Raw genomic sequence first — 13,361 nt, forward strand, 5'->3', positions numbered from 1 at the left:
GCCATGGCACGCTTCTTCATCGACCGCCCCATCTTCGCCTGGGTTCTCGCCATCATCGTGATGCTGGGCGGCGTCATGTCCATTGCCACGCTGCCGATTGCGCAGTACCCGAGCATTGCGCCGCCCGCCGTCGCAATCACCGCCAACTACCCCGGCGCTTCCGCCAAGACGCTGGAAGACACCGTCACCCAGATCATCGAACAGAAGATGAAGGGGCTGGACCGGCTGAGCTACATGGCCTCGACCAGCGAGTCGTCGGGCTCGGTCACCATCACGCTTACCTTCGAGAACGGCACCGATCCCGACACCGCGCAGGTGCAGGTGCAGAACAAGCTCTCGCTGGCCACGCCGCTGCTGCCGCAGGAGGTACAGCAGCAAGGCGTCACGGTCACTAAGTCGGCCACCAACTTCCTGAACGTGCTGGCCTTCACCTCGGAAGACGGCAGCATGAACGGCTCCGACCTGTCGGACTACGTGGCCGCCAACGTGCAGGACGCCATCAGCCGCGTCGAGGGCGTGGGCGACACCACCCTCTTCGGTTCGCAATACGCCATGCGCATCTGGCTCGACCCGAACAAGCTCGCCAACTTCAGTCTCACGCCGCTGGACGTGAAGACGGCGGTCCAGGCGCAGAACGCCCAGGTGTCGGCCGGCCAGCTCGGCGGCATGCCGGCGGCCGGCAGCCAGCAGCTCAACGCGACCATCACCTCGCAGACGCGCCTGAAGACCGCGCAGGAGTTCGAGGACATCCTCCTGCGCACGCAGACCAATGGCGCACAGGTGCGCTTGCGCGATGTGGCCCGCATCGAGCTGGGCAGCGAGTCGTACAACACGGTCGGCCGCTACAACGGCAAGCCGGCCGCGGGCTTGGCCATCAAGCTGGCGGCCGGCGCGAATGCGCTCGACACGGTCAAGGCGGTGGACGCCCGCGTGGCCGAACTCGAGAAGTTCTTTCCGCAGGGCATGAAGGTGCAAAAGCCCTACGACACCACGCCGTTCGTGCGCATTTCCATCGAAGAAGTGATCAAGACGCTGGTGGAAGCCATCGTGCTGGTGTTCCTGGTGATGTACCTCTTTCTCCAGAACTTCCGCGCCACGCTGATCCCGACCATCGCGGTGCCGGTGGTGCTGCTGGGCACCTTCGGCGTGCTGGCGGCCTTCGGCTTCACCATCAACACGCTCACCATGTTCGCGATGGTGCTTGCCATCGGCCTGCTGGTCGACGATGCCATCGTGGTGGTGGAAAACGTCGAGCGCGTGATGACGGAGGAAGGCCTTTCGCCGAAAGAGGCGACGCGAAAGTCGATGGGCCAGATCACCGGCGCGCTGGTCGGCGTGGCCCTGGTGCTGGCGGCGGTGTTCGTGCCGATGGCTTTCTTCGGCGGCTCCACGGGCGTGATCTACCGGCAGTTCTCCATCACCATCGTCTCGGCGATGACGCTGTCGGTGCTGGTGGCGCTGGTGCTCACGCCGGCCCTGTGCGCCACGCTGCTCAAGCCGGTGCCCAAGGGCCATGCCATGGCGAGCACCGGCTTCTTCGGCTGGTTCAACCGCAGCTTCGACCGCGGAAACGGCCGCTACCAGGGCATCGTGCGGCACATGATGGGCAAGGGCTGGCGCTATATGGTGCTGTACGCGGTCTTGCTGGCGGCGGTGGTTTTCGGCTTCATGAAACTGCCTGTGGGCTTTCTGCCGGACGAGGACCAGGGCACGATGTTCGGGCTGGTGCAGTTGCCGCCGGGCGCGACCAATGCGCGCACCGAAGAAGTCATCCGCCAGGTGGAGCAGCACTTCCTGGTCGACCAGAAGGATGCGGTCTCGGGCATCTTCACTGTGGCGGGCTTCAGCTTTGCAGGCAGCGGGCAGAACACCGGTTTCGCCTTCATCAAGCTCAAGCCCTGGGACGAGCGCAAGGGCGAAGCACTGAGCGTGACGGGCGTGGCGGCGAAGGCCGGCGCCTTCTTCAACACCATTCGCGATGCCAAGGTGTTTGCCTTTGCACCGCCGGCCGTGGCGGAGCTCGGCAACGCAACCGGCTTCGACCTGATGCTGCAGGACCGCGCCAACCTCGGGCATGAAGCCCTGATGCAGGCGCGCAACCAGCTGCTCGCCACGCTGGGCAACGACAAGCGCCTGGTGGCCGTGCGTCCCAACGGGATGGAGGACACGCCCGAATTCAGGCTCGAGATCGATCCGCACAAGGCGCAGGCCCAAGGGCTTTCGATGGCCGACATCAACGACACCTTCTCGGCCGCATGGGGCAGCAGCTACGTCAACGACTTCATCGACAAGGGCCGCGTGAAGAAGGTGATGCTGCAGGCCGACGCGCAGTACCGCATGCTGCCCGAGGACATCGACCGCTGGTACGTGCGCAACAGCGCCGGAACGATGGTGCCCTTCACCTCGTTCGCCAAGGCGGGCTGGAGCTCGGGCTCGCCGCGCCTGGAGCGCTACAACGGGGTTCCCTCCGTCGAGATCCTGGGCATGGCAATGCCGGGCAGTGCCTCCAGCGGCGAGGCGCTGGCCATCGTCGAAGAGGCGGTGGCCAAGCTGCCCGCGGGCATCGGCTACGAATGGACCGGCCTGTCGCGCCAGGAGAAGGCCTCGAGCGGCCAGACCGGCCTTTTGTACGCGCTGTCCATCCTGATCGTGTTCCTCTGCCTGGCGGCGCTCTACGAGAGCTGGGCGATTCCGTTCTCCGTGATCATGGTGGTGCCGCTCGGCGTGCTGGGCGCGCTGGTCGGCGCGATCCTGACCTGGAAGATGAACGACGTCTATTTCCAGGTGGGCCTGCTCACCACGATCGGCCTTGCATCGAAGAACGCCATCCTGATCGTCGAGTTTGCGAAGGACCTGCACGCACAGGGCAAAGGGCTGGTCGAGTCGGCACTGGAAGCAGCGCGGCTTCGCCTGCGCCCCATTCTCATGACCTCGCTGGCCTTCATCCTCGGCGTGCTGCCGCTGGTGCTGGGAAGCGGCGCCGGAGCCGGCGCGCAGCATGCGCTGGGCACCGCCGTGATCGGCGGCATGCTGTCCGGTACCGTCCTCGCGATTTTCTTCGTGCCTCTTTTCTTCGTGGTGGTGCGCAGCCTGTTCAAGGGCGGCGCCGCTCCGGCCGCCCTGCCCGTGCAACCGGCCGCGGCCGCATCCTGAAATGTCTGCAATGAAACTCCTTCGCTTCACCCCGCTCGCACTGGCCGCCCTGATGGCCGGCTGCAGCCTGATGCCCGCCTACCAGCAGCCCGCGGCGCCCGTGCCCGGCAAGTTCGCCGGCGATTCGAGCGGTAATCCGGCAACCACGCCCGTCGCAGACCTGGGCTGGCGAGATGTGTTCACCGACCGCTCGCTGCAGCGCGTGATAGAGATGAGCCTTGCCAACAACCGCGACCTGCGCGTGGCGGTGCTGAACATCGAGAAGGCCCGGGCCCAGTACCGGGTGCAGGACGCGGCGCTTTTTCCCACCGTCAACGCCAGCGCGGGCGGCAGCGGCAGCCGCACCCCGGCGGACCTGTCGTCCACCGGCGCGGCGCTCACGGCTCACCAATACAGCGCATCGCTCGGATTCAGCTCCTACGAGATCGACCTGTTCGGCCGCGTGCGAAGCCTGAGCGCGCAGGCGCTGCAGCAGTTTCTTTCCACGGCCGAGGCGAGGCGCAGCACGCAGATCACGCTCGTGGCCGAGGTGGCGACCAGCTATCTCACGCTGGCCGCCGACCAGGACCGGCTGAAGCTTGCGCACCACACGCTCCAGAGCCAGAGCGATTCGTACCGCCTCAACCAGCGCAGCTTCGAGCTGGGTGCGGCATCGGCGCTCACGCTGAGCCAGGCGCAGACCAGCGTCGACGCCGCGCGCGTGGACGTCGAGCGCTACACCGCACAGGTGGCGCAAGACCGCAATGCGCTGACGCTGCTCGTGGGCGCCGAGGTGCCGGAAGACCTGCTGCCGAAAGCCCTGCCCGACACGACGGAAGCAGCGGCGAGCCCGCTGGCCGCCATACCGCCCGGGCTGCCCTCGGAACTGCTGCAGCGCCGCCCCGACATCCTGCAGGCCGAACGCGACCTCAAGGCCGCCAATGCCTACATCGGCGCGGCGCGTGCGGCCTTCTATCCGCGCATCAGCCTCACCGCATCGGCCGGCACATCGAGCGGCGAGCTCTCCGGCCTATTCAAGGGCGGCTCGGGCAGCTGGAGCTTTGCGCCGCAGGTCACGCTGCCTATCTTCAACGGCGGAGCCAACCGCGCCAACCTCAAGATCGCCACGGTGAGCCGCGACATCTCGGTGGCACAGTACGAGAAGGCCATCCAGACGGCATTCCGCGAGGTTTCGGATGCCCTGGCGCAACGCGGCACACTCGGGCGCCAGCTCGACGCGCAAGAGTCGCTGGTGAATGCCACATCGGACAGCTACCGGCTCTCGCAGGCGCGCTTTCAGCGCGGCGTGGACAGCTACCTGAGCGTGCTCGATTCGCAGCGCTCGCTCTACACCGCCCAGCAGAACCTGATCGGTACTCGCCTGTCGCGCCTGACCAACCTCGTGACCTTCTACAAGACGCTGGGGGGCGGCTGGAGCGAGACCACGGACACTCCGGTGGCCGCCCAGCCTTCGGGCAAGACCTCGTGAGTGAAGGCGCTGCAATCAGCCGAGCGGCCTCACACCCGCTCGGCGATCACGTCAGCCAGAACACGCATCCCCTGATCGATCTCCTCGACCGACAGGCTGGCGTAACCCAGGATCAGTCCGGCCGGTCGCGGTTGCGCGCAGCGGCGGCCCCGCAAACAACGGCGACACCGCGTAGACCCCCACGCCCTTGGCGCGCACTGCCGCCACCAGTGGGGGCTCGTCCTGCGGCCGCAGGAACGGCAGCCAGAGCACCACATGCAACCCGGCCGCGGCGCCGATGACCGTGGCGCTGGAAGGCAGGTGGCGTGCCATGGCATCGAGCAGTGCCGCCCGGCGGCGCTCGTGCGCACGGCGCGTGCGCCGCACGTGGCGCTCGTAGGCACCGCTGTCGATCAGCGACGCCAGCACACGCTGCTCCAGCACGGGCGCGTGGCGGTCGGCCAGCCGCTTGGCCTGCCTGAACACCGGCACCAGTTCGGGCGGCAGCACCAGGTAGCCCAGCCGGAGCTGCGGCGACAGCGCCTTGGAGAAGGTGCCTATGTAGATCGCGTGGCCATCGGTGTCTATGGACTGCAGCGCGTCGATCGGACGCTGGCCGTAGCGAAACTCCCCGTCGTAGTCGTCCTCGATCACCCAGGCGCGGTGCGTTCGCGCCCAACGGAGCAGCTCCAGGCGCCGGCCGATGGGCAGCACGCCCCCAACGGAAACTGGTGCGAGGGCGTCACGTAGGCCAGGCGGGTGCGCTCGTCGTTCGGCAGCATGGCGGTGTTCAGGCCCTGGGCGTCCACCGGTATTGCCAAGGCCTCGGCGCCCGTGGCCTCGAAGCACCGGCGCGCCATCAGGTAGCCGGGCTCCTCGAACACGAAAGCGTCGCCGGCATTCAGCAGCAAGCGCGCACAAAGGTCGATGGCCTGCTGTGAGCCATGCACTACAAGAATCTGCTCTGCATCGCAGGCCAGGCCCCGCGCGCGCCGGAGGTAGCCCTGCAGCGAGCGTCTCAGCGATGCCTCGCCTTCGGGCGCAGCGTAGGAGAGCCTGCGTTGGTGGCGCAGCAGTTCGGCCTGGTAGGCACGCCGCCAGGCGAGCGCCGGAAAATCGCGCGTCGCCACCGCGCCATAGAGAAAATCGATGCGGCAAGGTTCTGCAGGCGCAAGCCCGGGCATGTCGGCTGCCGACACGCGACGGCCAAAGTCCGAAAGGGTCGGCGCACTCGTGCTTTGCCGTTTCGGCTGCGCGTCGGGCGATGCGGGCGCAGCCAGCGGACTTGCAACGCGGGCGACGCGACCGACAGACGTGGCAAGGAAGCCCTCGGCTGCGAGCTGCTCGTAGGCGGCGGTGACCGTGGTGCGCGACACCCCCAGGTCGGCCGCCAAGGCACGCGTGGACGGCACCTGTGCGCCGGCGGAGAGCGTGCCGTCGGCGATCTGCGAACGCAGGAGATCGTAGATGTGGCGGCCGGCTCTTCTTGCACGGGCACCTGGGCTTGGCGGCATATGAAACTGGTCCATGCAAAAGGAGCGGAACTGGACCTTCTCATTGTGCCGGTTTCACGCGACAGTTCTGCCTGCCCACACCACTTCCACCCTGCCCCGATGTACATCCCCCGCACTTTGCCGAATCAAGACCAGAGGAACTCCAGCGCATCATCCGCGAGCATCCGCTGGGCGCGTTGGTCACGCATGGGAGCACCGGCCTGGATGCCGATCACCTCCCCTTCGAGTTCGATCCCGAGGCCGGAACCTATGGCTTGCTGTCGGCGCATGTCGCTCGCGCCAACCCGCTGTGGCAGCGCTGCCCCACGGGAACTCCCGTGATGGTCGTCTTCGGCGGCGCCCAGGCCTACATCTCACCCAGCTGGTACCCGTCCAAGCACGAGGCGCACCGCCAGGTGCCGACCTGGAACTACGAAGTGGTGCACGCGCACGGCGTACTCACCGTGCATGACGACGAGCGCTTCGCGCGCCGCATCATCGCGCGCCTGACGCGGCGCCACGAGGCGGACGAACCCAGTCCCTGGAAGATGGGCGACTCCGCACCCGGATACATCGACAGCATGGTGCGCAGCATCGTGGGCATCGAGATTGCCATCACCTCGCTGGTGGGCAAGTCCAAGCTCAGCCAGAACAAGGAAGCGCGCGACCGGCTCGGCGCCGCAGACACGCTCGAGGCGCGCGGGCACGAGGAATTGGGGGCATTGATGCGAAGGGCTGGCGGAACCAACTGAGGAGGCCTGCCGATCAAGGCCCTGAGAAGGTGTGCGCAGAGAAAGCGCCTGCGCACATCGGTCCGTCGGCTTTCGCGATCAGGGCTTCACAGGCTTCACGGCACCGTCCCAGTGTTCGACGATCTTGCCGTTTTCAAGGCGGAACATGTCGAACCAGGTGGTCGTGTATTTGCGCGTTGCGTCCTGCGGCTCGGGGTACTCGCGCACGAAGCTCAGGATCACGAGGTCGCGCTCGGCGACGATCGAGACCAGCGGCGCCTTGATGCGGGCTTCTACCGGCAGAGGCGTCGGGGTCCGTCGCGAGACGAATCCCACCATGGCCGCACGGCCGGTGGGCACGTTGGGGTTGTGTTGGATGTAGGACTCGGCAACGTACTTGTCCGCCTGCGCCACCTGGCCCGCCTCGAAGACCTCGCGCCAGAAGTCATAGACCAGCCGCTTATTGGCCCGCAGCATCGGATCGGCGCTTGCGAGAAGCGCCTCCTGGTCGGCGGCCGGCTGAACCGGGACCTGTGCTGCCGCGGCGAGCGGCAAGATAGCGGCAAGCGCAAAGAGAAGACCTGCGAACAGAGGATTTTTCATGGTTCGAGACGGTTGTTGAGGGCGCTGGACTGCAGCCGTTATAGACGATCAGCACTGGCTTTGTGTTCAAAAACGCCAATGAAGAGATTCTGAAAACCTCTCGAAAGATCTCCGGGCACCGCGTAACTTGTACCGGCGGAGCAGCATCGCCGGTCACCAGCTGCCGATGTCAGATTCCGCTGAACCAGTTGTATCCCTGATCTTCCCAATAACCCCCGGATTCGTGTTGGTCACGAAGATCGCAGCGACGTGCTTCGCGCTCTTGAATCCGAGCTTGGTCGGAACACTCAGCCGCAGGGGAAAACCGTTGGCCGTCGGCAGCGCTTCGTCCCCGAAGTCAAGGGCAAGCAACGTTTGCGGGTGCAGCGCGCTGGCCATGTCGAGGCTCGAGTGATAGCGGTCGGTGCATTTGAAGCCGACGAAGCGCGCCGTCGTGTCCGCGCCGATGCGCTGCAGGAATGTCTTGAGCGGCACGCCGCCCCAGTCGCCGATGGCGCTCCAGCCCTCGATGCAAATATGGCGCGTGATCTGCCGCGCTTGCGGCAAGCTACGCAGGCGCTCTACGGTCCAAGCCGTCTTGTCAGTGACAAGTCCGGAGACTTCAAGCCGCCAGTTCGACAAGTCGACCTGGGGCGCATCGAACTCTGGGTAGAACGCGTTGAACGGGAACGGCATCGTGACCTGGTTGGGCGCATAGGTCGGCGCGAGGCGGCTGCCGCTGAAGAGTCGGGCCTGCACGCGGTCGTTCCAGCGGGACAGCGCCCACAGGGCCTTGTCGAGCTGGTCGTTGTCCTGCAGGTTGCAGCCGGACAGCATCGAGAGCGCGCCAATCGACAGCGACGAGCGCAAGAAAAGCCGCCGCTCGAGGTTCGCGATCTGCTTCTTGTGGTCAGAGAGTTTGATCATGGTGCGGTACTGTGAGAGGCCCGCGCACGTCCGATAACCATCGGCAGCAGCGTGCGCGGAACGAGAAGGACGAGCAGCAGATGGATCGCGATGAAGCCGACGATGCCAGCCATTGCCGCGAAATGCACCTTGCGCGCGAAATCAAAGCCACCAAAAAGGCCGGCCAGCCATGCCAGCTGAACAGGCTTCCAGATTGCCACCCCCGATGCGACGACGAGCACGCCAAGCAGCAGCACGATGACATAGGCGAAGCGCTGCACCGCGTTGTAGCGGCCGGCTTCGTGCGGGAGCCGTAACGCCAGCGCACGTCCTGTGTCGCGCAGCAACTCGCTGGCGCGAATCGGAAAAAACTCCCGACGAAAATGACCGCTGGCAACGCCGTAGAGCAAGTACAGCAGGCCGTTCGCGACGAGCAGCCACATGGCCGCAAGGTGCCACGCAATGGCGCCACCGAGCCAACCCCCAAGCGTCATCCAGGCCGGGAACTGGAAGGACAGGATCGGCGACGCGTTGTAGATCGTCCAACCACTCATCAGCATGCAGGTCATGGCGAACGCATTGACCCAATGGGCGGCGCGCACCGCCAGCGGATGAATCATCTTGCTCTTCATCGTCACATCGGCGGCGTCACGCCGTCCTTGCCCGCGGAGATGAAGCTTGCAGACAGGCTTGAATCAGCTTCCTTCTTCGCAAACAACACGACCTTGGTACCCACCGTGAGCAATGAGCGATCGCCAGGTTCGAGGTTGACGATCGGCACGTCGTCCGGCACGACGATCTTCTTCTCGCCGCCCTTGTACTTGAGAGTCAGGGTCCGGCCGTTGGCCGCGACGAGGTCCCCGACCGTGCCGTTGGTCATGGTGCTCTTGGGTGCTAGATCCCAGGCACGGTGACCATCACCGGTGCCCGCCATCGCGGGCGGGAACACATGCACTTCAAGCGCTTTCAAAGAACCGTCGGGCTGCGGAGTCGCCGCCGTTCCGATGTAGCTGCCGGGTTTGATGTCGGTCAACTTGGCGAGCGTGACCGCGCGAACCTGAGTGCTGCTGTTGATCTTGACCGTCAGGTCTTCGCCGCGGTTGGTACGGACTTTGATCGAATCGTCGCTGACGGCGGTGATCGCGCCGCGCACACCAACCGGGGGCGGGGTCTGCGCAAGCGCGGAGTAGCTGGCGCCAAGCAGGCCGGCCGTCATCAATGCCGGGAGGGCGAAGGTCCGAAAAAGTTTTCCGAGTCTGGTGTTCATGGATGGCCGTAGTAAGTGAAGACAAGCCACTCTAGGGATCGCCCGAGCTCAGGGGCATGGCATTTGGATGACAAAAAAGTCATGAATCGGCGCCGCGCTGCGAGAGAGAATGGTGGACACACTCCAATGAGCATCCTTGTCATCGAAGACGACCCGAAGACGGGCGACTACCTCAAAAAGGGCCTGAAGGAAAGCGGCTACGCCGTCGACCTTGCGCGCACCGGAACGGATGGGCTGCACATGGCGCTTGAACACGCCTATGACCTCGTCGTGCTTGACGTGATGCTGCCCGGCATCGACGGCTGGCAGATCATGCAGGCCTTGCGCGACAAGCGGGACCTGCCTGTGCTCTTTCTCACCGCGCGCGACCGCCTGGACGACCGCATTCGCGGCCTTGAACTCGGCGCCGACGACTATCTCGTCAAGCCCTTCTCGTTCACCGAACTGGTGCTGCGCATTCGCACGCTGCTGCGTCGGGGCATCGTGCGCGAAGCCGAGTTCTACGAGTTCGCCGACCTGAAGGTTGACGTCCTGCGCCGCAAGGTCACGCGCGAAGGCAAGGAGATCGCGCTGACGAACAAGGAGTTCCTTCTGCTGCAACTGCTGATCAAGCGGCGGAACGAGGCGCTCTCGCGCACGCTGATCGCGTCAGAAGTGTGGGACATGAACTTCGACAGCGACACCAATGTCGTGGACGTCGCAATCAAGCGCCTTCGCGCGAAGATCGATCAGCCGTTCGAGAAAAAGCTGATCCACACGGTGCGCAGCATCGGCTATTCGTTCGGCGACGCGCCATGAGGTGGCTGCCGCGATCGCTGGCGGTGCGAGCCACGTTGCTGCTTGCTCTGATCGCTTGCACGGTCACCGGCATGCTCGGCGCCTACTTTTTTTATTCCGCGAGGTCGGCGATCACCGAGCAACTGGACACGCGGCTGATCGGACGCGTCGAGCACTTCCGCCGCCTGGTAGGCAACGTGCAGACGATCTCCGACCTGCACGAGCGACCTTCTCTGTTCACGGCCATGCTCGGTGCCGAGAGCGATGTGCTGCTGCTGCGTCGCCCCGGCGAAGCGCCTTTCATCGACGTCAACCCCCGCCGTTTTCCCGTGCCCGGCTCGCTCGTCGCAGTCTCGGCCGACCGCGATCTGGCGATCGGGAACGTACTGAACATGCCGATGGCGGATGGCGTGCCGATGCATTGGGTTGCGGCGCTCGCGCGTTCAGGCCGCAATGGCGATATGGTGGAGGTGGTGGCCGGCCACCCACTGACCACCGAGGTGAAGATGATTCGCGCCAATCGAGATCGCGTAATCCTCAGCGCCATCATCGCGATGCTCGCTTCGACCATTCTTGCGTATCTGGTGCTGCGGCACGGCCTGAGGCCGCTGCGCCGGGTTGCCGGGAAGGCGGCGTTGATCAACCCGATCAATCTCGCCATACGCCTGCCAGAGCATGACGCGCCGCTCGAAGTGCAGCATATGGTGGTCGCGTTCAACGCCATGCTTGACCGCATTGCCATCGGCTATGAGCGTCTTTCACAATTCTCTGCCGATCTCGCGCACGAAATCCGCACTCCCGTCGGCGCGCTGATCGGACAGACGCAAGTCGCGCTGCAACGGGCTCGCAGCGCCGATGAGTACCAGCAGCTTCTTGAATCGAACCTCGAAGAGCTGAACCGGTTACGCCAGATTGCGGAGAACATCCTGTTCCTCGCGCAAGCCGACCATGCATCGCTGACGATCGAGCGAACTCCGATTGCGCTGCATGCCGAACTTGAGAAGATCGCCGAGTACTTCGAGGGCCCTGCCGATGAGAACGGGCTTCGCTTCGAAGTGCAAGCCAGCGGTATGGCCTTCGTCAATGCAGCGCTGTGCCGGCGCGCGATCAACAATCTCGTCGTGAATGCAGTGCGCCACGGCACACCGGGGACGATCGTGCGGCTGATCGGTGTGCAAGACGGCGGCACGGCGACGATAGCTGTCGAGAACGAAGGCGTGCCGGTCCCGCCCGAACAGCTCGGACGTCTGTTCGACCGCTTCTACCGAGGCGACGCAGCACGCAGGCACACCGAATCCAACGGCCTCGGGCTCGCGATCGTCAAGGCGATCATGGCATTGCACGGCGGCGAAGTGTCCGCCTCATGCCCTATGCCCGGCTTGATGCGGTTCGAGTTGCGCTTTCCCGCGATGACCGCGTGAGCGCCGCAGGTCCTCCCCTTGGGTCGACTCCGCCGGTGCCCAGTAACGGCTGACCATCACGCAGGCCAAGAAGGCCAGCGGAACAGTCACCAAGGCCGGCGGATCTATCGGGAACACAGGGCTTGCGTGCCCAAGCACCTTGACCCAGATCGCCGGGCCAAGCACGGTAAGCAGCAGCGAAGACAGCAGCCCCACGCTTCCCCCTACCACTGCGCCGGTGGCTGTCAGGCGATTCCAGTAGATCGCAAGAACCAGCACCGGAAATGTCGACGAGCAGGCGATCGAGAACGCCAGGCTGATCATGTAGGCGACGTTCTGCCCCTTGAACGCAATGCCGAGCGCAATCGCAAAGACACCGAGCGCAATCGTGGCCACACGAACGATCCGGATTTCATCCCGAGCATCGGCCGTCTTGTGCCGAAACAGTGCGCCATAGATGTCGTGGCTGATCGCCGAAGCGCCAGACAGTGTCAGGCCGGCAACAACCGCCAGGATGGTGGCAAATGCGACGGCGGAGACCAGCCCGAACATGATTTCGCCGCCAAGGATATGAGACAGATGCAGTGCAGCCGTATTGCTGCCGCCGATCAGCAAGCCTTTCGCGTCCATGTATTCCGGATGCGTGCGAAGCAAGGCAAGTGCGCCGAAGCCGATGATGAAAATCATGGCGTAGAAGCAGTTCATGAAGATGGTTGCCCAGAGAACCGACGTGCGTGCAGCCTTGGCATCGGGCACGGTAAAAAAGCGCATCAGCACATGGGGCAGGCCTGCGGTACCCAGCATCAGTGCAATACCGAGCGAAAGCCCCGACAGCGGATCCTTGGCAAAAGCCGTCGGCGAGAGGATGGCGTCCTTTCCTGGGTGCACCTCGACCGCCTTGCGAAGCAATGCGCCCATGCTGAAGCCAAACTGCTGCCACACCAGGAACGTGATTGCCGCTCCAACGCCCAGCATCAGCACGGCCTTGATGATCTGGACCCACGTCGTGGCCATCATTCCACCAAAGACGACGTACAGCACCATCAACACGCCGACCAGCACGATGGCGAGGGTGTAGTCGATGCCGAAGAGCAACTGAATCAACTGCCCCGCGCCGACCATCTGGGCGATGAGGTAGAACGCCACAATGATCAGCGAGGCGCACGCGGAAAACACCCGTATGGCACTGCCACTGAGCCGTGAACAAACGACATCGGTGAAGGTGAATTTTCCCAACTGGCGCAGCTTTCCCGCCATCAGAAACACAACGATCGGCAAACCCGTCGTGTAGCCGATGGCGTAGATCAGGCCGTCGAACCCGCTCGAGAAGACCAGCGCGGTCAAGCCGAGAAAGGCGCCCGCAGACAAGGCATCGCCGGTGATCGCCAGTCCGTTCTGGAACCCGGAGATGCGTCCTCCCGCCGCGTAGAAGTCGCTGGTCGACGACGTGCGGCGCGCGGCCCACCATGTGATGGCAAGCGTGATCGAAATCACTGCGAGAAAAAGCAACACAGAGGTTGCGGAGGGAGAGCCGATGCTCCCGCCCGCGGCGAACGCGTAGGTCACCGAAGCCGAAGCTGCGAACGCAGCAATCAATTTCTTCAT

The 13,361-nt window shown here is 64.6% G+C and carries 9 protein-coding genes and 2 pseudogenes; 5 read left to right on the top strand and 6 right to left on the bottom strand.

The window, feature by feature from the left end:
- The first annotated feature begins 3 nt into the window (after positions 1-3).
- Entirely contained in the window at positions 4-3,153 is a 3,150-nt protein-coding gene (locus M0765_RS23795; protein ID WP_258506264.1) for an efflux RND transporter permease subunit, read from the top strand.
- A 10-nt stretch (positions 3,154-3,163) separates the two neighbouring features.
- The gene (adeC, locus tag M0765_RS23800) at positions 3,164-4,621 is read left to right on the top strand and encodes an AdeC/AdeK/OprM family multidrug efflux complex outer membrane factor (RefSeq protein ID WP_258506265.1); all 1,458 of its coding nucleotides are present in this window, start codon (positions 3,164-3,166) and stop codon (positions 4,619-4,621) included.
- Positions 4,622-4,650: 29 nt separating this feature from the next.
- On the opposite strand, the pseudogene pdxR reads toward adeC, so the two are convergent.
- A pseudogene (gene pdxR / locus M0765_RS23805) lies at positions 4,651-6,129 on the bottom strand (MocR-like pyridoxine biosynthesis transcription factor PdxR).
- A gap of 56 nt (positions 6,130-6,185) precedes the next feature.
- Here pdxR and M0765_RS23810 point away from each other — a divergent pair.
- Positions 6,186-6,845, top strand: coding sequence for an FMN-binding negative transcriptional regulator (locus M0765_RS23810; protein WP_258508423.1), 660 nt, complete (start codon positions 6,186-6,188; stop codon positions 6,843-6,845).
- 78 nt (positions 6,846-6,923) lie between these two features.
- Here the strand turns inward: M0765_RS23810 and M0765_RS23815 are convergent, their stop codons facing one another.
- The 4 genes and pseudogenes from M0765_RS23815 to M0765_RS23830 form a co-directional block, all read right to left on the bottom strand.
- A complete protein-coding gene (locus M0765_RS23815) occupies positions 6,924-7,427 on the bottom strand; it encodes a nuclear transport factor 2 family protein (protein WP_258506266.1) in 504 nt (167 codons plus the stop codon).
- Between the two features lie 169 nt (positions 7,428-7,596).
- Positions 7,597-8,333, bottom strand: a pseudogene (locus tag M0765_RS23820) (molybdopterin-dependent oxidoreductase).
- The gene (locus tag M0765_RS23825) at positions 8,330-8,944 is read right to left on the bottom strand and encodes a cytochrome b/b6 domain-containing protein (protein ID WP_258506269.1); all 615 of its coding nucleotides are present in this window, start codon (positions 8,942-8,944) and stop codon (positions 8,330-8,332) included. Before M0765_RS23825 ends, M0765_RS23820 begins: the two are co-directional and overlap by 4 nt.
- Positions 8,945-8,946: 2 nt before the next feature.
- On the bottom strand, positions 8,947-9,579 hold the full coding sequence (locus M0765_RS23830) for a DUF5666 domain-containing protein (RefSeq protein ID WP_258506270.1): 633 nt from the start codon (positions 9,577-9,579) through the stop codon (positions 8,947-8,949).
- A gap of 126 nt (positions 9,580-9,705) precedes the next feature.
- Here M0765_RS23830 and M0765_RS23835 point away from each other — a divergent pair, with 126 nt between their 5' ends.
- Together M0765_RS23835 and M0765_RS23840 are read left to right on the top strand one after the other, a co-directional pair.
- On the top strand, positions 9,706-10,377 hold the full coding sequence (locus M0765_RS23835) for a heavy metal response regulator transcription factor (protein ID WP_258506271.1): 672 nt from the start codon (positions 9,706-9,708) through the stop codon (positions 10,375-10,377).
- Positions 10,374-11,777, top strand: coding sequence for a heavy metal sensor histidine kinase (locus tag M0765_RS23840; protein WP_258506272.1), 1,404 nt, complete (start codon positions 10,374-10,376; stop codon positions 11,775-11,777). The genes M0765_RS23835 and M0765_RS23840 overlap by 4 nt, the downstream gene beginning before the upstream one ends.
- Here M0765_RS23840 and M0765_RS23845 read toward each other — a convergent pair.
- Positions 11,718-13,361, bottom strand: coding sequence for a sodium:solute symporter family transporter (locus tag M0765_RS23845; RefSeq protein ID WP_258506273.1), 1,644 nt, complete (start codon positions 13,359-13,361; stop codon positions 11,718-11,720). The two genes, M0765_RS23840 and M0765_RS23845, sit on opposite strands and share 60 nt — an antisense overlap.

Source organism: Variovorax sp. S12S4 (assembly GCF_023195515.1).
GTDB lineage: Bacteria > Pseudomonadota > Gammaproteobacteria > Burkholderiales > Burkholderiaceae_C > Variovorax.

Excerpts from the sequence above, each read along its gene's own strand:
- M0765_RS23825 (WP_258506269.1), bottom strand. The coding sequence starts at position 8,944 with ATGAAGAGCAAGATGATTCATCCGCTGGCGGTGCGCGCCGCCCATTGG.
- M0765_RS23840 (WP_258506272.1), top strand. The coding sequence starts at position 10,374 with ATGAGGTGGCTGCCGCGATCGCTGGCGGTGCGAGCCACGTTGCTGCTT.
- M0765_RS23795 (WP_258506264.1), top strand. The coding sequence starts at position 4 with ATGGCACGCTTCTTCATCGACCGCCCCATCTTCGCCTGGGTTCTCGCC.
- M0765_RS23815 (WP_258506266.1), bottom strand. The coding sequence starts at position 7,427 with ATGAAAAATCCTCTGTTCGCAGGTCTTCTCTTTGCGCTTGCCGCTATC.
- M0765_RS23830 (WP_258506270.1), bottom strand. The coding sequence starts at position 9,579 with ATGAACACCAGACTCGGAAAACTTTTTCGGACCTTCGCCCTCCCGGCA.
- adeC (WP_258506265.1), top strand. The coding sequence starts at position 3,164 with ATGAAACTCCTTCGCTTCACCCCGCTCGCACTGGCCGCCCTGATGGCC.
- M0765_RS23845 (WP_258506273.1), bottom strand. The coding sequence starts at position 13,361 with ATGAAGAAATTGATTGCTGCGTTCGCAGCTTCGGCTTCGGTGACCTAC.
- M0765_RS23835 (WP_258506271.1), top strand. The coding sequence starts at position 9,706 with ATGAGCATCCTTGTCATCGAAGACGACCCGAAGACGGGCGACTACCTC.